The organism is Enterobacter cloacae complex sp. (genome assembly GCF_900322725.1).
Taxonomy (GTDB): domain Bacteria; phylum Pseudomonadota; class Gammaproteobacteria; order Enterobacterales; family Enterobacteriaceae; genus Enterobacter; species Enterobacter quasihormaechei.
Genome location: NZ_LT991957.1, coordinates 3,148,038 through 3,167,332, shown reverse-complemented (window position 1 = coordinate 3,167,332; position 19,295 = coordinate 3,148,038). Strand labels below are relative to the sequence as shown.

General features: G+C 58.6%; 13 protein-coding genes. 4 read left to right on the top strand and 9 right to left on the bottom strand.

From position 1 onward, the window contains the following. Positions 1-15: 15 nt before the first annotated feature. Complete coding sequence (gene queA / locus DBR02_RS15640; protein ID WP_063451708.1) at positions 16-1,086, bottom strand: tRNA preQ1(34) S-adenosylmethionine ribosyltransferase-isomerase QueA; 1,071 nt, start codon at positions 1,084-1,086, stop codon at positions 16-18. Between the two features lie 92 nt (positions 1,087-1,178). On the opposite strand from queA, the gene acpH reads away from it, so the two are divergent. Together acpH and DBR02_RS15630 are read left to right on the top strand one after the other, a co-directional pair. Beyond that, on the top strand, positions 1,179-1,760 hold the full coding sequence (acpH, locus tag DBR02_RS15635; protein WP_063869087.1) for an ACP phosphodiesterase: 582 nt from the start codon (positions 1,179-1,181) through the stop codon (positions 1,758-1,760). Between the two features lie 127 nt (positions 1,761-1,887). Further along, positions 1,888-2,490, top strand: coding sequence for a peroxiredoxin C (locus DBR02_RS15630; protein WP_003859113.1), 603 nt, complete (start codon positions 1,888-1,890; stop codon positions 2,488-2,490). Positions 2,491-2,538: 48 nt separating this feature from the next. On the opposite strand, the gene DBR02_RS15625 is transcribed toward DBR02_RS15630, so the two are convergent. The 7 genes from DBR02_RS15625 to phoB all read right to left on the bottom strand — a co-directional run bounded on the left by DBR02_RS15625 (position 2,539) and on the right by phoB (position 13,767). Beyond that, positions 2,539-3,918 (bottom strand): DUF3999 domain-containing protein, encoded by a 1,380-nt coding sequence (locus tag DBR02_RS15625; RefSeq protein ID WP_107534789.1) that lies wholly within the window; start codon positions 3,916-3,918, stop codon positions 2,539-2,541. Beyond that, positions 3,915-6,503, bottom strand: a complete 2,589-nt coding sequence (locus DBR02_RS15620; RefSeq protein ID WP_107534788.1) for a DUF2339 domain-containing protein — start codon at positions 6,501-6,503, stop codon at positions 3,915-3,917. Before DBR02_RS15620 ends, DBR02_RS15625 begins: the two co-directional genes overlap by 4 nt. A 91-nt stretch (positions 6,504-6,594) precedes the next feature. Beyond that, positions 6,595-8,412 (bottom strand): maltodextrin glucosidase, encoded by a 1,818-nt coding sequence (gene malZ / locus DBR02_RS15615; protein WP_107534787.1) that lies wholly within the window; start codon positions 8,410-8,412, stop codon positions 6,595-6,597. 164 nt (positions 8,413-8,576) lie between these two features. Next, positions 8,577-9,950 (bottom strand): proline-specific permease ProY, encoded by a 1,374-nt coding sequence (gene proY, locus DBR02_RS15610; RefSeq protein WP_063451712.1) that lies wholly within the window; start codon positions 9,948-9,950, stop codon positions 8,577-8,579. A gap of 81 nt (positions 9,951-10,031) precedes the next feature. Next, the gene (brnQ, locus tag DBR02_RS15605; RefSeq protein WP_063451713.1) at positions 10,032-11,351 is read right to left on the bottom strand and encodes a branched-chain amino acid transporter carrier protein BrnQ; all 1,320 of its coding nucleotides are present in this window, start codon (positions 11,349-11,351) and stop codon (positions 10,032-10,034) included. A 409-nt stretch (positions 11,352-11,760) separates the two neighbouring features. Then, complete coding sequence (gene phoR / locus DBR02_RS15600) at positions 11,761-13,056, bottom strand: phosphate regulon sensor histidine kinase PhoR (protein ID WP_063869094.1); 1,296 nt, start codon at positions 13,054-13,056, stop codon at positions 11,761-11,763. 21 nt (positions 13,057-13,077) lie between these two features. Next, positions 13,078-13,767, bottom strand: a complete 690-nt coding sequence (gene phoB / locus DBR02_RS15595) for a phosphate response regulator transcription factor PhoB (protein ID WP_003859122.1) — start codon at positions 13,765-13,767, stop codon at positions 13,078-13,080. A 187-nt stretch (positions 13,768-13,954) separates the two neighbouring features. Between phoB and sbcD the strand changes: the two genes are divergently transcribed. Both sbcD and sbcC read left to right on the top strand, forming a co-directional pair. Next, positions 13,955-15,160, top strand: coding sequence for an exonuclease subunit SbcD (sbcD, locus tag DBR02_RS15590; protein WP_107534786.1), 1,206 nt, complete (start codon positions 13,955-13,957; stop codon positions 15,158-15,160). Next, positions 15,157-18,288 carry an exonuclease subunit SbcC gene (gene sbcC / locus DBR02_RS15585; protein ID WP_107534785.1) on the top strand — a complete coding sequence of 1,044 codons (3,132 nt, stop codon included), beginning with the start codon at positions 15,157-15,159 and terminating at the stop codon, positions 18,286-18,288. The genes sbcD and sbcC overlap by 4 nt, the downstream gene beginning before the upstream one ends. 85 nt (positions 18,289-18,373) lie before the next feature. On the opposite strand, the gene mak is transcribed toward sbcC, so the two are convergent. Further along, the gene (gene mak, locus DBR02_RS15580; RefSeq protein WP_107534784.1) at positions 18,374-19,279 is read right to left on the bottom strand and encodes a fructokinase; all 906 of its coding nucleotides are present in this window, start codon (positions 19,277-19,279) and stop codon (positions 18,374-18,376) included. Between the last annotated feature and the right edge of the window lie 16 nt (positions 19,280-19,295).

Genomic DNA, 19,295 nt, shown 5'->3' with positions numbered 1-19,295 from the left:
TACGGTGCCGCGGACTTATTCCCCGACACGCTCATTCAAAGCCTGCGGATTGTACGTGATAAACATCGCGTCACCGTAGCTAAAAAAGCGATATTTTTGTTCTACCGCAGACTTGTAGGCATTCATCGTATGCTGATACCCCGCAAACGCGGACACCAGCATAATCAATGTAGATTCAGGCAGATGGAAGTTGGTCACCAGCGCATCAATGACTTTGTATTGATAGCCCGGGTAGATAAAGATCTGCGTATCGCCAAAGAACGGCTCAATCAACTCGCTTTTCGCAGCCTGCGCGGCGCTCTCAAGGGAACGCACGGATGTCGTACCGACAGCCACGACGCGGCTGCCGCGCGCTTTCGCCGCCAGCACCGCATCCACAACCTCCTGCGGCACTTCGGCGTACTCAGAGTGCATGATGTGGTCTTCGATGCTGTCCACGCGCACCGGCTGGAACGTACCCGCGCCGACGTGCAGCGTCACGAAGGCCATCTCAATGCCTTTGGCGCGCAGCTTTTCCAGCAGCGGTTCATCAAAGTGCAGGCCCGCGGTCGGGGCCGCCACCGCGCCAGGCTTCTGGCTGTAGACGGTCTGATACAGTTCGCGGTCGGCCTCTTCATCCGGGCGCTCAATGTACGGCGGCAGCGGCATGTGGCCGATGGTGTTGAGGATATCAAGCACCGTGCGCTCGTCGTCGAACGCCACCTCGAACAGCGCGTCGTGGCGCGCGGTCATGGTCGCTTTGATACTCTCGTCATCGCCCAGCAGCAGCTCAGCACCCGGCTTCGGCGCCTTGGAGGCGCGAATATGTGCCAGAATACGTTTATCATCGAGCATACGTTCGACCAGCACTTCAATCTTGCCGCCGCTGGCCTTACGGCCAAACAGGCGCGCCGGGATCACGCGGGTATTGTTAAAGACCAGCAGATCGCCAGGGTTGAGCTTGTCGAGCAGATCGGTGAAAGTACCGTGCGTCAGCGCGCCCGTTGGCCCGTCCAGTGACAGCAAGCGACAGCTGCTACGCTCAGGCATGGGGTAGTGAGCAATCAGGGATTCAGGTAGTTCAAAGGAGAAATCGGCGACGCGCATGACGTATACTCGTGACTTAAAAACAGGCGGCATAGTCTAGTGCTCGAGCCCTTTTGCTGCAACAACTAGCCGCCACCGGACAAATAAAACGCATGAATTTTCTCGCTCACCTGCATCTGGCTCACCTCGCGGACAGCTCCCTCTCCGGCAATTTGCTGGCCGATTTCGTGCGCGGCAACCCCGCGGAAGACTATTCCCCCGAGGTTGTCGACGGGATTTTTATGCACCGCCGCATCGATGTTTTGACCGATAACCTGCCGGAAGTAACGGAAGCCAAAGCCTGGTTCCGCCCCGAAACGCGACGCGTGGCGCCAATCACGCTCGACGTAATGTGGGATCATTTCCTGTCGCGCCACTGGTCACAGCTGTCGACTGACATGACGCTGCCAGAGTTTGTGCGCTACGCCCACGCGCAGGTCTCGATCATTTTGCCGGACTCCCCGCCGCGCTTTGTGAATCTGAATAACTATCTGTGGTCTGAACGCTGGCTGGAGCGATACCGCGAGATGGATTTTATTCAGAACGTCCTGAACGGCATGGCGAGCCGCCGCCCGCGTCTGGACGCGCTGCGCGACTCATGGCATGACCTGGATGAACATTACGACGCGCTGGAAACCCGCTTCTGGCAGTTCTACCCGCGTATGATGATGCAGGCAAAAAATAAAGAACTGTGATGCCGGTTTGATTGATAGGTAAAAACTGGTGGAACGATTGTTACCACCTCTTTGTCTTATTCCCGCGCAGTCTCTATACTGGCCCGCGTTGCGTTCCAAATAACCTTAGTATCTACAGGAGAATCATATGGTTCTGGTAACTCGTCCGGCCCCGGATTTTACAGCTGCCGCAGTTCTGGGTAACGGTGAAATCGTTGAAAACTTCAACTTCAAACAGCACACCAACGGTAAAGCAACCGTTCTGTTCTTCTGGCCAATGGACTTCACTTTCGTTTGCCCGTCTGAGCTGATCGCGTTCGACAAACGTTACGAAGAATTCCAGAAGCGTGGCGTGGAAGTGGTTGGCGTCTCCTTCGACTCTGAATTTGTACACAACGCATGGCGTAACACCCCTGTCGAAAACGGCGGCATCGGTGCGGTGAAATACGCGATGGTTGCGGACATCAAACGCGAAATCCAGCAGGCTTACGGTATCGAACATCCGGACGCTGGCGTTGCACTGCGTGGTTCTTTCCTGATCGACGCAAACGGCATCGTTCGTCATCAGGTTGTGAACGATCTGCCGCTGGGTCGTAACATCGACGAAATGCTGCGCATGGTTGACGCGCTCCAGTTCCACGAAGAGCACGGTGAAGTGTGCCCGGCTCAGTGGGAAAAAGGTAAAGAAGGTATGGCCGCTTCCCCAGACGGCGTAGCTAAATACCTGTCTGAGAACGTATCCAGCCTGTAATCGGCACGGTTTACGAAAAACCCGCGAATACGCGGGTTTTTTTATGCCTTATGCGGCGCCGTCTTTTTTTACCTCGCGCCAGACTCGCCATGCCATCCCCGCAAGCAGCAATACCCCGGCGATCAGTACGCCCCAGACCATCAGCGTTTTCATCCGGCTTTCCTGCTCTGCCGCAGACGTCGCGGTTAAACGCGCCTCGCCACCCAGCGGGACAGCCTCCAGCGTATCGGCCATCGGCAGGGCTGCCAGATCGTAGGTCTTACGCAGCCCGGACGGGATCAGCATATCCATTTCCACGCTTGCCGGTTTAGCGGCCCCGTTCCCCCACGCGAGCAGGTACGGCCCTTTTCCCTGCGCGTTGAACACCAGATCGTAGCGCACGCGTTGCCCGGTCACGCCCGGCAGGTTCTGCGGCAGGCGCGCGTTCAGGGCGTTAATTTTCACCGCCTCGATCAGCCCGCCCGGAAGCGAAACGGGTTCAGACGTTTTACCGCCAAGCTGGTAGATCACCTCTTTTTTCAGCGTATGCCACCGATCTTTGTCCGAACTCCGCCAGGTTATTTCTACCGGGAGAACGCCGTCGCCATTCAGCATGAAGCCAATCGCACTGAGGGGTTGCGGATGCGTCCAGCGCCACACGGCTTCGCTTTCGGATACACGCTCTCCCTCTCCCGCCAGGCTAATGTGTTCAGATTCCGCCTGTGCAGGGGCGTTAATGGCGTTGACGCCGGTTAGCGTCAGGGCAGAATGCCCCGTGTTCAGCACCAGAAGCAGATAACGATTCGCCTCAGGGGATAACACCAGATCGGTATTGATGCGGTCGAGCTTAAGGCGATCCTGCCCGCTCATCACGTCCAGCAGCGGCATCTCTTCGCGCAGGGTAGACCAGTTTTTCAGATCCTCACCGTAATAGACCGATGCGGTCCCCTGCCACGAGCCCTGCGGCGCGTCCCAGATCAGCTGGAGCTGAGAGAGCGGAACCTCAGCCGCGTTTTCCGGCAGAGTCAGCAGATAGTGCTGTCCGGCCGCCGCCGCTGTCTGCCCTTCCAGCACAATTTCCACGCCATTTCTGGCCCGCAGCATAATTTTCTCGCCGTTGTTTTCTTCCCCGCCCGGCGAGGCGTTAAGCGCAAAAAGGCGCAGAGGCGTTGTGGTCGGTGCCGGCTGCGGACGCGTTGTGGTAACCAGGCTGAACGGTACCGCCTCACCCGCCTGGTTAAACACGCGAACGTCGCGCAGATCGGGCGATGTGCTCTGCTGGTAGACGGACAACGGCAGCGTGACCCGATACCACGGCGACGCTGTTGAGGTATCAAGGGACAGGCCGAAGGCATAATCCCGGGGAGATTCCGCCGGTGCGCTCTCGCTTATCGCCGGACCGGACTGGGCCAGCAGTGCCGCACAAACAACCGCTTTCATCCATTTCATTTTTCTTCTCCTGCTTTAGGCGGTAGCGGCGAGAAATAGCCCACAATCAGGACCAGGATCGCCACGCCAATAAACGCGACGGCGCGCGCCAGGCCGCCTCCGCCCGCGCTGTCCACCAGCATCAGCTTGAGCATGACCACGCCCAGCAGCGTCGCACCGCCAAGCCACTGCTGGCGGGAGGCCCGACGGGTGGCGCGGATCATCACCACCAGCGCGCAGAACATCCAGAACAGGGCAAAGGTGGTCTGAATAAGCCGCGAATGCCACAGCGATTCCATGTTCCAGGCCACCTCGCCGTACCACGCCAGGGCGCGCAGCAGCGCGCCGTTAAGCCACCAGAAGCCAAGCGCCATTAGCGCAACGGCGGGCCACGGTCGGGACTGCGCAAGCGATGCCGGATAGTAGCGCGCCACGGCCCGATAGAAGACCACCAGCCCCAGCAGGGCGAACGCAGCCCCTTCCTCAAGCGGGTTCACCAGCGGCAGCCAGGTCTGACGATAGACCACGCCGTCCTGGAAGTTGGTGACCACCAGCAATACCAGGAGCACCACAACCACCGGTATCATGCTAAGACAGGCATAGAGTGCAGGCCAGACCCGGAACGGCCACGCGCGATGCCGAACGGCCGCGGAGAGCGCCATAATTACCCCACCGCCAACAGCCATGGCGATTCCGCTTCCCCAGGCCGCCATCCCCCACGGCAGGGAGCGGGCAAACCAGTAAAGCTCAGCGCCCAGCGGCAGCAAAATCATCCACAACAGCGACAGGTGCAGCCCCATCGACAGGCGCGGAAGACGTTTTTCTTCGTCGCGCCGCAGCAGCATAAGGGCAGCAGGAAGCGCAATACACCAGGCCAGATTTGCCCAGCCGGCCGCCAGGATCTGCTGGTGCGAGACCTGATACAGCACCATCAGCAGCATCATCGGCCACAGCAGCCATTTACTGGCATCCAGCTCCCGCCATGCCAGACGCGCGGCAATTTGCCGCCAGCCCCAGGCCGACGCCGCCGTCAGCGCCAGCACGCCCGCCAGAACCGCTAATTCCGGCTTGAGGATCAACTGCGACGCGCCCATCAGCGCCACCAGCCAGAACAGCAGCGCCCAGCTGCCCGGCAGCGCGATTTTCCGCCACAGCCAGGCCGCAGCCAGCCAGCAGAGGCTGAGCACCGCGAAGATCAGCAGCAGGCTCAGCGACGTGACGCCGTTCATCTGCGCCCACATGGCGCTGCCGAGCGCCAGAACCAGCAGCGCCGTCCCGCTATAACTCATGCGCCTCTGCTGCTGTTGTACGCCCAGCCACAGGATGCCCAGCCCTTCCAGCGCCCAGGCCATCGCCGTCCAGCGTGCCGACAGCGCCAGCGGGATGGCAAGCGTGGCAAACCCGCCGCCAATCGCCAGCGCCGCCATAACCAGCGGTCGTCCGATGGAGGGGTAACGCCGCAGCGCGAGAAACGCCAGCGAGAGGTAAAACGCACCGTAGCCCAGCGCGCTGAGCGCCGGGCCGTACGTCCAGTGCGAGGTCATGCCGTACTGCATCCCAAACCCCACCAGCGGCGGGGCAAACAGCAGTACGCCGTCAATAATCTGCTTGCCCTTTTCCTGCGCCCGCAGCGACAGCGCTACGCTAAACACGCCGAAAATCAGCGTATTGGCGATCAGAAACAGTTGGCAGATGACGTAGTCTTCAGGCTGGTAGTAGCTCAGCCCCCACAAGCCGCCAACGCCGAACGTAAAGAGCAGCCCGAGCAGATTGAGCTCGCGCCAGTGCTGCCAGATGCTGATGACGAGAATGCCGATGGACAGCAGAAGATAGAAGGAGAACAGCGCCACAAAGCTTCCCCCGCCCGTCGACAGAAGCAGCGGGGCGAGATACCCGCCGAGGCTCGCCAGCATGGCAAGGCTCAGGGCCCTTTGCAGAACGGCCAGCCCAACGCTCGCCGCGCAAATCACCACCAGCAGCGCAAACGCCAGGGTCATCGGCAGCATCTGCCACAGCCGGAATGCGCCAAAGACGGTCAGGTAGAGTACGCCGGTCGCCCCGCCCTGTAGAATAAGGGCATAGATACGCTGCCTGTGCCGCAGCCGCCAGCCAATGACCAGCAGAACCATGGCAAACAGCGCCGTGGCAGCAAGGCGCAGCTCAAGCGGGAACAGTGAATGTTCAACGGTATAGCGCAGCAGGAAAGAGAGACCCAGGAAGAGCAGCACAATCCCCAGCTTCGCCAGCGGATTGCCCTGCATGAACCAGCGCGCCAGCGAGGAGAGAATGCCGCCGAAGGCAGAAGGCCGTTTTGCCGCCCGTACAGGTGCAGGTTTTGCTTCGGTGACGGGCGGTTCGGGACGCCAGGGATCGACAGGTGCGGTAACGGCCTCTGCCGCTGGTTCCTCCACCGGCGTGACGGCCTGCACCGGCTCCGGCACTTTTTCAGCCACACCACGCTGCTCAAGCGCCTCAATGCGCTGGCGAAGCCGGGCGATCTCCTGCTTCGCCGCCGTGCTTCGGTTAAAGCCGATAACCGCCAGCACGGGTGCCACTACCAGCGCAAAAACCAGGAACAAACAGCCAAGGATGTAAAGCTCGTCCATGTTTCCACCTTCACCGTAAACGATCCGTTAAGATTGACACAAATAGTTGCATTTGCGCCATCTTAAAAGGTGAAAACCCGTCTGCCTGCGGTTAACCGCCGAACCAGACCGCCGCAGAGATAGCGGGAAGCGTGAGCACGCTCTCCAGGAACGTCGCTTTGCCCTCTTTACTCTTCCACGTTTTACCGGCCAGCAGCGGGGAATTGTCCAGCACGACTTCGCACGCCTCGCCCCGGTTGATTGCGACCAGCACGCGCTGCTGGTTGTAGACGCGGACAAACACCACCACGTTATCGTGGGCGTACATCACCTGACAGCCCCCGTAGCGCAGGGCCTGGCTCTGCTTGCGCAGCGTCGCCATGCGCTGGTACAGGCTGAACAGATCCTGATCCTGCTTTTCAGGCTCCCACGGGAAGGTTTTACGGCAGAACGGATCGTTGTTGCCGTCCAGCCCGACTTCATCGCCATAGTAGATGCAGGGTACGCCCGGCCAGGTGAAGAGCCAGGTCACCGCCAGCGGCAGGCGCGCCACATCTTTACCCAGCAGCGACTTAAAGCGCGCGGTATCGTGGCTGTCGAGCTGGTTGAACATCCGCAGCTGCTGCTGATGCGACAGGCTGGCGCGATAGTTATCCATCCACGCCATGCAGGTTTCGGCGTCAATATGCTGCGGATCGTAAGAGATATCGGTGTTTGCGAGGAACCCCCACAGCGGGAAGGTGAAGCCGCGATAGTTCATCGCCGCGTCTTCCGCATCTGCCTGCAACCACTGGCGCGCGTCGCCAAAATGCTCCCCGAAAACGAATGCCTCCGGGCGGGCCATTTTTGCCGAGCGGGTAATGGCGGCGACATGCTGTAGATTATTTCGCGCCCCACCCGCTTCCCCCAGCATATGCACCACGTCAAGCCGCCAGCCGTCCATATTCCACGGTGCCCTGAGCCAGTGGCGCACGATGCTGTCTTCCCCGCCGTAGATCTCGTTCACCAGCGAGGGCGACTGGAAATCGAGCTTCGGCAGGCTCGGGTAGCCCAGCCAGTCCAGAGCGCGCCCCTCCTCGTCAAAACTGTACCAGTCACGCTGCGGTGAGTCAGGATTATGGCAAGCGCCCCCCATCGACTGATTGTGACGATCAAACCAGCCGTGAGAATCCCCGCTGTGGTTGAACACACCATCGAGGATCAGACGCATACCTTCTTTTTGCGTGTTATGACGCAGCCGCAGCAGCGCCTCGTCACCGCCAAACTGCTCGTCAACGTGGCGATAATCCTGAGTATCGTATTTGTGCACGCTTGGCGCTTTAAACACCGGGTTCAGGTAGAGCGCCGTCACGCCGAGCGTTTTCAGGTACGGCAGTTTTTCGCTGATACCGTCGAGATCGCCGCCATAAAAGGTTGATCCCCCCGCCTGGGCGGTCAGCGGCTCATCCCATTTTTTCAGGATGATGTCGTGACCGGCCGCATGATGGTAGTAGACCTTGTCCTGATCGGCGGTGCGCTTTTCGGAACGCGCAAAGCGGTCCGGGAAAATCTGGTAAAAGACCTGATCGTTAACCCATTGCGGGCCGCTATCGGGACAGTCCACCGCAAACTGCTCCAGGCGCGCGGGCGGAAAACGGCTAAATCCCTGCGGGGTAAACCACAGCTGACGGTTATTCCACAGCAGCTTAAAGCCGTAACGGCGTCGCGGCTGCCCGCTGCGCAAATCGATATTTGCCCGCCACGCCGTGATGCCCGGCTGCGGCTGGCTGCGCACTTTGTGCATTTTCAGCGACGTTTCTTCATTATCCACTTCGGCGCGCAGCGTCACGCGTTCAGGCTGATTTTCCCCCGCCAGCCAGAGCGTAATCACAAGGTTGTCTTTGTTTTGCTTAACAAATGGGGCAACCGGAAGGTGCCAGGCGTTTAACATCACGAATCCCCTTTGATGAAATTGACGTCACCTTGCCACAGGGTTGTTAAGGTTAGCTCACCATGACGGAATTTATTGGGGGAGGAGGACGGGGGATGAGACTTTTTGCCGGGGCAAAAGGGCGTGTAGGCCGGGTAAGCGCAGCGCCACCCGGCATTTTTATCTTACTCTGCTTCCGCCAGCTGACGGTCGCGGCGGCATTTAAACATCCAGCCCACCAGCAGCAGGACGATCCACGCAAAGCCCACGTACAGGGAGATACGGGTATCCGGGTGATAACCAATCAGGCCAATGATGAAGACCAGGAAGATAAGGCCGACGATGGTCGTTGGCACGCCCCCCGGCACTTTGAACTTGAGCGCTTTGGCCTCTTCTGGCGACAGGCGGCGACGGAACGCAATCTGCGACAACAGGATCATGATCCACACCCACACGGTAGCGAAGGTCGCCAGCGACGCGATTACCAGGAAGACGTTCTCCGGCATGATGTAGTTCAGGTAGACCGAGAACAGCAGCGCCACGGTCATCACCAGCACCGTTACCCACGGAGTGCCGCGACGCGACGTTTTGGCAAACACCTTCGGCGCGCTGCCCTGCTCCGCCATGCCGTGCAGCATGCGGCCCACGCCGAACACGTCACTGTTGATGGCCGACAGCGAGGCGGTCAGCACCACAAAGTTGAGAATACTGGCCGCAAACGCAATGCCCATATGCTGGAAGGTCAGAACAAACGGGCTGCCGTTGGTGCCCACCTGGTTCCACGGGTAGATGGACATAATCACAAACAGCGTGCCCACATAGAACACCAGGATGCGCATCGGCACCGAGTTAATGGCGCGCGGAATGGACTTCTCAGGGTCTTTCGCTTCCCCGGCGGTGATGCCGATAATCTCGATACCGCCATAGGCGAACATGACCATCTGAAGCGACATGACCATCCCAAGCCAGCCGTTGCTGAAGAAGCCTCCGTTGCTCCACAGGTTATGAATGCCGGTTGGCTGACCGCCGTTACCGATACCCCAGATAATGATGCCGAAACCGGCGAGGATCATGATGATAATGGTCGCAACCTTGAAGAAGGAGAACCAGAACTCCAGCTCGCCAAACACCTTCACGCTCATCAGGTTAACGGCGCAGATGATCAGTACCACGCTCAGCACCCAGATCCAGTGCGGCACGGCGGGGAACCAGACCCCCATATAGATACCAAACGCCGTTACGTCAGCAATCGCGACAATCAGGATTTCGAAGCAGTAGGTCCAGCCGGTGATAAAACCGGCCAGCGGGCCCAGGTTTTCCTGCGCGTAGCGTGAAAACGAGCTTGCAGACGGGTTATGAACCGACATCTCACCCAGCGCACGCATGATGATATAAGCCGCGGCGCCGCCGATGATGTAGGCCAGCAGAACGCTTGGACCGGCCATTTTGATGGCATCTGCCGAGCCATAAAAAAGACCGGTGCCGATAGCCGAGCCCAGCGCCATAAAGCGGATGTGGCGGGTGCTCAATCCACGTTTAAGTTTGTTAGTGCTTTCCATTAAAATCTTGCCATTCAACACGAAAAAAACAAAAAACCACGGGGCCTTAAGCCCCGTGGTTAAACAATTTGTTGCCGTTGATTAATGAGCGTTGGAGGTTACCTGACGCCCGGCAGCACGGTCCCAAACAATCGCCAGAACCAGCGCAACAACGGAAGGCATCAGCCAGGCCAGGCCCTGCTCGGACAGCGGCAGACGCTGTGTCCAGGCTGGCAGGATTTCTGCAAATGCTGATGCTTTGATCCCGTCAAGGATACCAAAAATCAGGCTGATAAACATGGTTGGCGCAATAATTCGCGTAGAGTTATGCCACCACGGACGCGTGAAGCTCAGCACGACCAGCACGATACATGGCGGATAGATCGCCGTCAGCACCGGAATGGATACCTGAATCAGGTGGCTCAGACCGAGGTTCGACACCGCCATGGAGAAGATGCCGAGGATAAACACCAGCGTGCGGTAAGAGAGCGGCAGATACTGGGCGAAGAACTCTGCACAGGCGCAGGTCAGGCCCACCGCCGTCACCAGGCACGCGAGGAAAATCAGCGCTGCCAGCAGCATGCTGCCTGCCCCACCAAAGGTGTGCTGCACGTAAGCATGCAGGATCGCCGCGCCGTTTGCGCTCTGATCGACCAGCGTTGCGCTATCTGACCCCAGACGGAACAGCGCCAGATACAGCAGCGTCAGGCCGACACCGGCCATCAGGCCAGCCCAGATGGTGTAGCGGGTCAGCAGACGCGCTTCGGTCACACCGCGAGAACGCGCGGCGTTAACGATAACAATACCAAACACCATCGCGCCGAGCGTATCCATCGTCAGATAGCCATTCACGAAACCGTTTGAGAACGCCGCGTTCTCATACGCGTCCATCGCGGAGCTGATAGGACCCGCAGGCCAGACGATAGCCGCAACCGCCAGCACGATCAGCGCCACAATTTTCAGCGGTGCCAGGAAGTTCCCTACGGTATCCAGCAGTTTGCCCGGATAGAGAGAAACCAGAATCACGATGGCGAAGTAAATCAGGCTGTAAATAAACAGCGGCATCGCACCGTCACCGGTCAGCGGAGCGATACCCACTTCAAAGGAGACGGTCGCCGTACGCGGGGTTGCGAACAGCGGGCCAACGGCCAGATAGCAGACGGTTGCCAGCAGAACGCCGGCCACTTTGCCAATCGGGGTGCTGAGGCTGTCCACACCGCCGCCCACTTTCGCCAGCGCGATGACGGTCAGTACCGGTAGACCCACGGCAGTCAGCAGGAAGCCAAACGCAGCCGTCCAGACGTGTTCACCCGCCTGTAAGCCAACCATTGGCGGGAAAATGATGTTGCCTGCGCCAACGAACAGCGCAAATGTCATAAAGCCCAGCGCGATAATGTCACGCGATTTCAAGTGATGGGTCATAAAACCTTACTGCCTGTGGATGTGGTGTTGAAAACGTTGAGATTTTCGCCATCCCTGACGGGACAATGCAGCGGAAAATTTGCTCAATTTCAGCGGGATATGCTCCCGTCCTGGCGTGGAGAAGAATAGTTTTTCGATTTACCACGCATATACAGTCGGTCTGACAGTATATGGGGGGCAATTTAAACGCTTATAACGTTTAAAGGCAAGGAGGGATCGTAAAACCAGAACAATATGCCAGCATGAAAATGCAGACCAAAATAATATGCCATGTATAAGAAAAACTCATGGCTAATCATGCGAACAAAAAAGCAGCAGCCGTATAATATTCAGCCGCGTTTCGCTTGACTGCAAAGCAAACGAGCCAGCAAACGCTGGCCCGTGGAAAGGTAAACTGACACGCCTGCCATCAGGCGCTTTTTTTGGCAATTAATCGTTCCGGAAGCACGAAGCTGAAGCGCGTGCCCTTGCCCAGGGTACTTTCGATATCAAGACGGCTGTCGTGGTGGCTCACCGCATGCTTCACGATTGCCAGCCCCAGTCCGCTTCCCCCGGTCTGCCGCGAGCGCGCTTTATCCACCCGGTAGAACCGTTCGGTAAGACGCGGGAGATGTTCTGGCCCAATCCCCGGGCCGTTGTCCTCGACGCTAAATTCAGCGCCCGCCGGGGTATGCTGCCAGCGCACCGTAATATGCGTCCCTTGCGGGGTATGATTCACGGCGTTATACACCAGATTTGAGATAGCACTGCGCAACTCATCTTCACTGCCAAGCACTTTCAGCGTGTTATCAACGTCAAAAGCCAGCGTGTGCTGATTATGGCTCAGCGTTTGGGCCTCGCGCTCTACCACCCGCAGCATCATCGGCACGTCAATGATGTCGTTTAGCGCCAGCGACGGGGCTGCCTCAATCTTTGAAAGCGTCAGCAGCTGTTTGACCAGCCCTTCCATGCGGAACGTCTGCTCCCGCATGGTATGCAGCGCTTTCTCACGCGGCGCCCCCTCCAGCGTTTGTTCCTGCATCATTTCCAGGTAGCCCTGAAGCACCGTCAGCGGCGTACGCAGCTCGTGACTGACGTTAGCAAAGAAGTTACGGCGCGCGCCCTCAAGCTGGTGCATCTGGGTTACGTCACGCGCCACCATCAGCCACTGCCGATCGCTGTAGGGCATCACGCGGATTTCCAGATGACGACCGTTGTTGAGCTTAAGGTTATGCGGACGGGTAAAATCGCGCTTTTTCAGATACAGCGTGAACTCGGGATAACGCAGAAGGTTAAGGATATTTTGGCCATTATCATCCGGCCAGCGCAGGCCCAGCAGCTGTTGCGCGAGGCCATTACACCAGAAGATGGTCCCTTCTTCCGTCGTCAGGATCACCGCGTCCGGCAGCGACTCCGCGCCGCTGCGAAAGCGTTTGATCAGGCTTCCCAGCTCACGACGACGCTTTTTATTACGCATCTGCATCTGGTGCAGGCCGTAGAGCAGCGGCTCCCAGCTCCCGCTTCCCGGCGGAGGTGTCATACTCCTGTCGACCCATAGCCACCATGACAGGCGCAGTAAATTCCAGAAATGCCAGACGAGCAGTCCCGTCACGGCCACCAGTAAAAACCACGGCAGATAGCCAAAAACAGCCCCCAGAATGAGGGCCGGAATACAGCATAAGATCAGTTCAAAGACGAGCCTTTTCCATGACAGACGTTCCAGCACGCGTCACACTCCTGTCATTGTTCAGAAACGGGTCGAGAAACGATAACCCGTGCCGCGGACCGTCTGTACCATGCGATCGTGGCCGCTCAGTTCCAGTGCTTTACGCAGGCGGCGAATATGGACGTCAACCGTTCGGTCTTCGACATAGACGTTAGTTCCCCAGACGTTATTCAGCAACTGTTCGCGGCTGTAAACGCGTTCCGGGTGTGTCATAAAGAAGTGAAGGAGTTTAAATTCGGTGGGCCCCATATCGAGGGGATTTTCACCGGTCATGACCCGGTGTGAGGTAGGATCGAGGCTCAGCCCCTGCATCTCAATCACCTCTTCCACCGCCATCGGTGAAATACGGCGCATCACCGCTTTGATTCGAGCCACCAGCTCTTTCGGGGAGAACGGTTTGGTAATGTAATCGTCCGCGCCGGTTTCCAGACCGCGCACGCGATCCTCTTCCTCACCGCGCGCCGTCAACATCACTACCGGGATATCGCGGGTCATCGCCTCGCGCTTAATATGCTTGATAAACTGCAATCCGGAACCGCCAGGCAGCATCCAGTCCAGCAGGATCAGGTCGGGCCAGGGTTCATTCAGCTGGTTCACCGCGCTGTCATAATCTTCCGCTTCAACCGGCTGGAAGCCATTTTGTTCAAGCACGAAGCACACCATTTCACGGATCGGAGCTTCATCTTCTACGACCAGAATACGTCTCGCCATACTTTGCCCTGTCTTATCGTATTTAAGTTACAAGTCTGTAATGCGGCGTCATTATGCGTCAGATTTATGACAGATTTATGAAAAACATTACCACGGTAAATGGCAAACTGTTGTTTTATTACAGCGGTTATTTTCCGCTCCCCGAAAGTTTATAATCCTGCTTTCTTATTATTGCCACGGATCTCTTATGCGCATACTTCACACCTCAGACTGGCACCTGGGTCAAAATTTTTACAGCAAAAGCCGCGCCGCGGAACATGAAGCGTTCCTGAACTGGCTGTTGGAGACGGCTCAGGCTCACGAGGTGGACGCAATCATTGTGGCGGGCGACATTTTTGATACCGGATCGCCGCCGAGCTATGCGCGTGAGCTGTACAACCGTTTTGTGGTCAACCTCCAGCAAACCGGTTGTCATCTGGTGATTGTCGCCGGAAACCATGATTCCGTGGCGATGCTGAACGAATCCCGCGATATTCTGGCGTACCTCAATACCACCGTGGTAGCCAGCGCCGGCCACGCGCCGCAGATCCTGAAAAAACGCGACGGCACGCCGGGCGCGGTGCTGTGCCCTATCCCGTTTTTACGCCCGCGCGATATCGTGCAAAGCCAGGCCGGCCTGTCCGGCAGCGAAAAGCAGCAGCATCTGTTGCAGGCCATCACGCGCTATTACCACCAGCAACATACGGAAGCCTGTGCCCTGCGCGGTGAACAGGCCATTCCGATCGTTGCCACCGGACACCTCACCACCGTCGGGGCCAGTAAGAGTGACGCGGTGCGCGAAATTTATATCGGTACGCTGGACGCGTTTCCGGCGCAGAACTTCCCGCCCGCTGACTACATTGCCCTCGGGCACATTCACCGGGCGCAAATCATCGGCGGCTGCGAGCACATCCGCTACAGCGGCTCGCCCATTTCGCTCAGTTTTGACGAAACGGGCAAAGCCAAATCCGTGCATCTGGTGAGCTTCACCGACGGCAAACTCAGCGCCGTTGAGACGCTTGAGGTGCCGGTCACCCAGCCGCTGGCGGTGCTGAAAGGCGATCTGGCCGCCATTACCGCCCAGCTTGAACAGTGGCGCGGCGCAGCGCTTAGCCCGCCCGTCTGGCTCGATATCGAAATCGCCACCGACGACTACCTGTACGATATGCAGCGTAAAATTCAGACGCTGACGGAAGATCTTCCCGTGGAGGTGCTGCTGGTACGCCGCAGCCGCGAGCAGCGCGAGAAAATTCTGCTGAGCGCTCAACGTGAAACGCTGAGCGAACTCCGGGTTGAAGAGGTGTTCGCGCGGCGGCTTGCGCATGAAGAGATGGACGAGGCCAGGCAAACGAGGCTTAACGAGCTGTTTGCCCAGACCCTGCATACCCTCAATGACGAGGAAGAAAACGCATGAAAATTCTGAGCCTGCGTCTGAAAAATCTCAATTCACTGAAAGGCGAGTGGAAAATTGATTTCACCGCGGAGCCGTTCGCCAGCAACGGGCTGTTTGCCATCACCGGTGCCACCGGCGCAGGTAAAACCACGCTGCTGGACGCTATCTGCCTGGCGCTCTACCACGAAACGCCGCGCCTTAATAAGGTCTCCCAGGCCCAAAACGACCTGATGACGCGCGATACCGCCGAATGTCTGGCAGAGGTGGAGTTCGAGGTTAAAGGCGTCGCCTATCGCGCTTTCTGGAGCCAGAACCGTGCCCGCAACCAGCCGGACGGAAACTTACAGGCACCGCGTGTGGAGCTGGCCCGCTGCGAAGACGGCAAAATTCTGGCCGACAAAGTCACGGATAAGCTGGAACAAACCGCCGCACTGACCGGGCTGGACTATGGACGCTTTACCCGCTCGATGCTGCTCTCTCAGGGGCAGTTTGCCGCTTTCCTGAATGCGAAACCGAGCGATCGCGCTGAGCTGCTGGAAGAACTGACCGGCACGGAAATTTACGGCCAGATTTCCGCCATGGTCTTCGAAAAACATAAAGCGGCACGCAGCGCGCTGGAGATGTGTGAAGCGCAGGCCGCAGGCGTTGTGCTGCTGAGCGAGGAACAGCAGCAGCACTTGCAGCAAAGTTTGCAGGCACTCACTGACGAAGAAAAGATCCTGCTGGCCCGGCAGCAGAGCCAACAGAAAGATTTTCAGTGGCTTACGCGTAACGACGAGCTAATACGTGAACAGCAGCGCGCAGCCGTTTCGCAGCAGCAGGCGCAACAGGCTCTGACGGACGCCGCTCCCCAACTGGCGAAGCTTCAGCTGGCCCAGCCCGCCGCCCAGCTGCGCCCCCTGTGGGAGCACCAGCAGGAGCAGACCGCCCGCCTGTCGCAGACCACAGAGCGAATTGCTGAAGTAAATACTCGCTTACGCGACAGAGCGGCACAGCGCGCGCGTATCCGCAACGGTGCGCTGCGCAACCGTGAACAGTTGCAGACAGAGCACACGGCGCTGACGCAGTGGCTGACCGAACACGATCGTTTCCGTCAGTGGGGACAGGAAATTGCCGGCTGGCGGGCGCATTTTACGCAGCTGAGTCGCGATAAAAATCAGCTCGCGGCCCAGTCGGCGCGCATTGCTGAGCTCCGCCAGAAGCTGGCCGGGATGCCGGAAAGTACGCTGACGCTGACGGCTGAGGCCATCACAACCGCAATGGAGCAACAGGCACACACGCGGGCGCTTCGCCAGCGCCTGACCGCGCTTCACGCTCGCTATCAGCCGCTGCAAAAACGGCTGCGCCAGAATGCGGAAAGCGTGAAGAAAGCACAGGCTGAGCAGGTCACGCTCAACGACACCCTGACCCTGCGCCGTCAGCAGTATAAAGAGAAAAATCAGCACTTTGTCGATCTTAAGGCGCTCTGTGAGCGTGAAGCGACAATCAAAGATCTTGAGAATTATCGTGCTCAGCTGGAAGCCGGTAAGCCTTGCCCGCTCTGCGGCTCATGCGAACATCCGGCCGTGGTGCAGTATCAGGCACTCGAACTGACAGACAATCAGCGCCGCCGCGATGCCCTCGAAAAAGAGGTTGCCGCGCTGAAAGAGGAAGGGTTGCTGGTGCTCGGGCAGGTCAATGCGCTGACCCAGCAGATCCAGCGCGAGACAGCGGAAGCCCAGTCCCTCTCTCAGGAAGAGCAAGCACTCACTAAAGAGTGGCTGGAGGTCTGCACTTCCCTGAACATAGCGCTGAATATTCAGGATGATATCGCCCCCTGGATGAGCGAACAGGAGCAGTACGAACGCCAGCTTTATCAGCTAAGCCAGCGTCTGACGCTGCAATACCAGCTCAATGAACAGGAAGGACAGGCGCGCCAGCACCAGCAGCAGCTGGCGGCGACGCGTCAGGCGCTGGCGGCCTCGTTACGGTCGCTGTCGCTTTGCGAGCCCGATGAGGGTGCTGAAAACGCCTGGCTCAGCGCGCGCGAAAACGAATACGCCCGGTGGCAGGAAAAACAGGCCCAGCACGGTACGATTCAGGAGCGTATTAACGCCCTGATGCCCATTCTGGATACGCTGCCGGTTTCTGATAATGCAGAAGCCGACGCGGTGATCCCTGAAAACTGGCGTGCGATCCACGACGAATGCGTGTCGCTGCAAAGCCAGCTCGCCACCCTACAGCAGCAGGAGACCCTGGAGCGTGAACGGCTTCAGCAATCGCAGGCTCAGTTCAGCGCCGCGCTGACCGCGAGCTGCTTCGCCGATCGCGAGGCATTTCTCGCCGCCCTGCTGGATGATGCGTCGATCCGCCAGCTTGAACAGCAAAAGCAGACGCTCGAGAACCAGCTTCAGCAGGCCATGGCGCTCTCGGTACAGGCAAGCCAGCAGCTTCAGGCGCACCAGACACAACGCCCGGAGGGGCTGGAAACCGATCTCGCAACCCTTCAGGCACGGATACAGCAGCTGGCGCAGCAGCTTCGGGACAACACCACGCATCAGGGGGAGATCCGCCAGCAGCTCAAACAGGACAGCGATAACCGTCTGCACCAGCAGGCGTTAATGCAGCAGATTGAGGAAGCGGCGCGTCAGGCCGACGACTGGGGCTATCTCAATGCGCTGATAGGCTCCAGCACCGGCGATAAATTCCGTAAATTTGCCCAGGGGCTGACGCTGGATAACCTGGTGTGGCTTGCCAACCAGCAGCTCAACCGTCTGCACGGCCGCTACCTGCTCCAGCGTAAAGCGAGCGACGCGCTGGAGCTGGAGGTGGTCGACACCTGGCAGGCCGATGCGGTACGCGATACGCGCACCCTTTCCGGCGGGGAGAGTTTCCTGGTCAGCCTGGCGCTGGCCTTAGCGCTTTCCGATCTGGTCAGTCACAAAACGCGGATTGACTCGCTGTTCCTGGATGAAGGGTTCGGCACGCTCGACAGCGAAACGCTGGATACCGCGCTGGATGCGCTCGACGCGCTGAACGCCACCGGGAAAACCATCGGCGTGATCAGTCACGTCGAGGCAATGAAAGATCGTATTCCGGTGCAGATCAAAGTGAAGAAGATCAACGGACTGGGATACAGCAGGCTGGACAGGGAGTTTGCGGTGGGTTAAATGATAGGGCGCTGCGGTCTGGTGCCCTCACCCTGGCCCTCTCCCCGTGGGAGAGGGTACAAAAACTTGCGTTGCTGTTTTGCGTTTATTCCGGCCACAACCACGCTGCGCCGCGCACGCCGCTGGAATCACCGTGGACGGCTTTGCGGATCGGCGTTTCGCACTCGCCGCCAAATACCCACTGTTTTATCAGCGTGGGCACCGTCGCGTACAGCCGGTCGACGTTGCTCATGCCGCCGCCCAGCACAATCACGTCGGGATCGAGAATATTGATCACATGCGCCAGGGATTTTGCCAGCCGCATTTCGTAGCGGCTGAGCGCCAGTTCAGCCACCGGATCCTGCTCCTCAACCAGACGCATAATCTCGTTACCTTTCAGCGGCTGGCCGCTCAGACGATGATAATCGGTGGCAAACCCCGTCCCGGAAATAAAGGTCTCAATACAGCCCTGCTTGCCGCAATAGCACGGTACTTCGGCGCGGTATTTGAGTTCATCTTCGTCCATCCACGGCAGCGGGTTGTGTCCCCACTCGCCCGCGGTGCCGTTGCCGCCAATATGCGAGCGTCCGCTGATAGCTACGCCCGCCCCGCAGCCGGTGCCGATGATGACCGCAAAAACGGTCTGCGCGCCTGCCGCGGCGCCATCGACGGCCTCGGACACCGCCAGGCAGTTGGCGTCATTTGCCAGACGCACTTCCCGGTTCAGACGTTGACTTACGTCTTTATCAAACGGCTGACCGTTGAGCCAGGTGGAGTTGGCATTTTTCACCACGCCAGTATAGGGCGATATGGAGCCGGGGATCCCAATCCCCACCGTCCCCGTCTCGCCCGTTGCCTGCTCTGCCATATCGACCAGGCGGGCAATCGTTTCGAGGGTCTGGTGATAATCATCGCGCGGCGTAGGCAGACGGTGGCGAAACAGTTGCTCTCCCTGCTCGCTCAGCGCAATAACTTCTGTTTTGGTGCCGCCCAAATCAATCCCAATACGCACAAGACACTCCTCATTA

What these genes read in the sequence shown, in the direction of transcription:
- queA (WP_063451708.1), bottom strand. Translation starts at nt 1,086, where the DNA reads ATGCGCGTCGCCGATTTCTCCTTTGAACTACCTGAATCCCTGATTGCT.
- acpH (WP_063869087.1), top strand. Translation starts at nt 1,179, where the DNA reads ATGAATTTTCTCGCTCACCTGCATCTGGCTCACCTCGCGGACAGCTCC.
- DBR02_RS15630 (WP_003859113.1), top strand. Translation starts at nt 1,888, where the DNA reads ATGGTTCTGGTAACTCGTCCGGCCCCGGATTTTACAGCTGCCGCAGTT.
- DBR02_RS15625 (WP_107534789.1), bottom strand. Translation starts at nt 3,918, where the DNA reads ATGAAATGGATGAAAGCGGTTGTTTGTGCGGCACTGCTGGCCCAGTCC.
- DBR02_RS15620 (WP_107534788.1), bottom strand. Translation starts at nt 6,503, where the DNA reads ATGGACGAGCTTTACATCCTTGGCTGTTTGTTCCTGGTTTTTGCGCTG.
- malZ (WP_107534787.1), bottom strand. Translation starts at nt 8,412, where the DNA reads ATGTTAAACGCCTGGCACCTTCCGGTTGCCCCATTTGTTAAGCAAAAC.
- proY (WP_063451712.1), bottom strand. Translation starts at nt 9,950, where the DNA reads ATGGAAAGCACTAACAAACTTAAACGTGGATTGAGCACCCGCCACATC.
- brnQ (WP_063451713.1), bottom strand. Translation starts at nt 11,351, where the DNA reads ATGACCCATCACTTGAAATCGCGTGACATTATCGCGCTGGGCTTTATG.
- phoB (WP_003859122.1), bottom strand. Translation starts at nt 13,767, where the DNA reads ATGGCGAGACGTATTCTGGTCGTAGAAGATGAAGCTCCGATCCGTGAA.
- sbcD (WP_107534786.1), top strand. Translation starts at nt 13,955, where the DNA reads ATGCGCATACTTCACACCTCAGACTGGCACCTGGGTCAAAATTTTTAC.
- sbcC (WP_107534785.1), top strand. Translation starts at nt 15,157, where the DNA reads ATGAAAATTCTGAGCCTGCGTCTGAAAAATCTCAATTCACTGAAAGGC.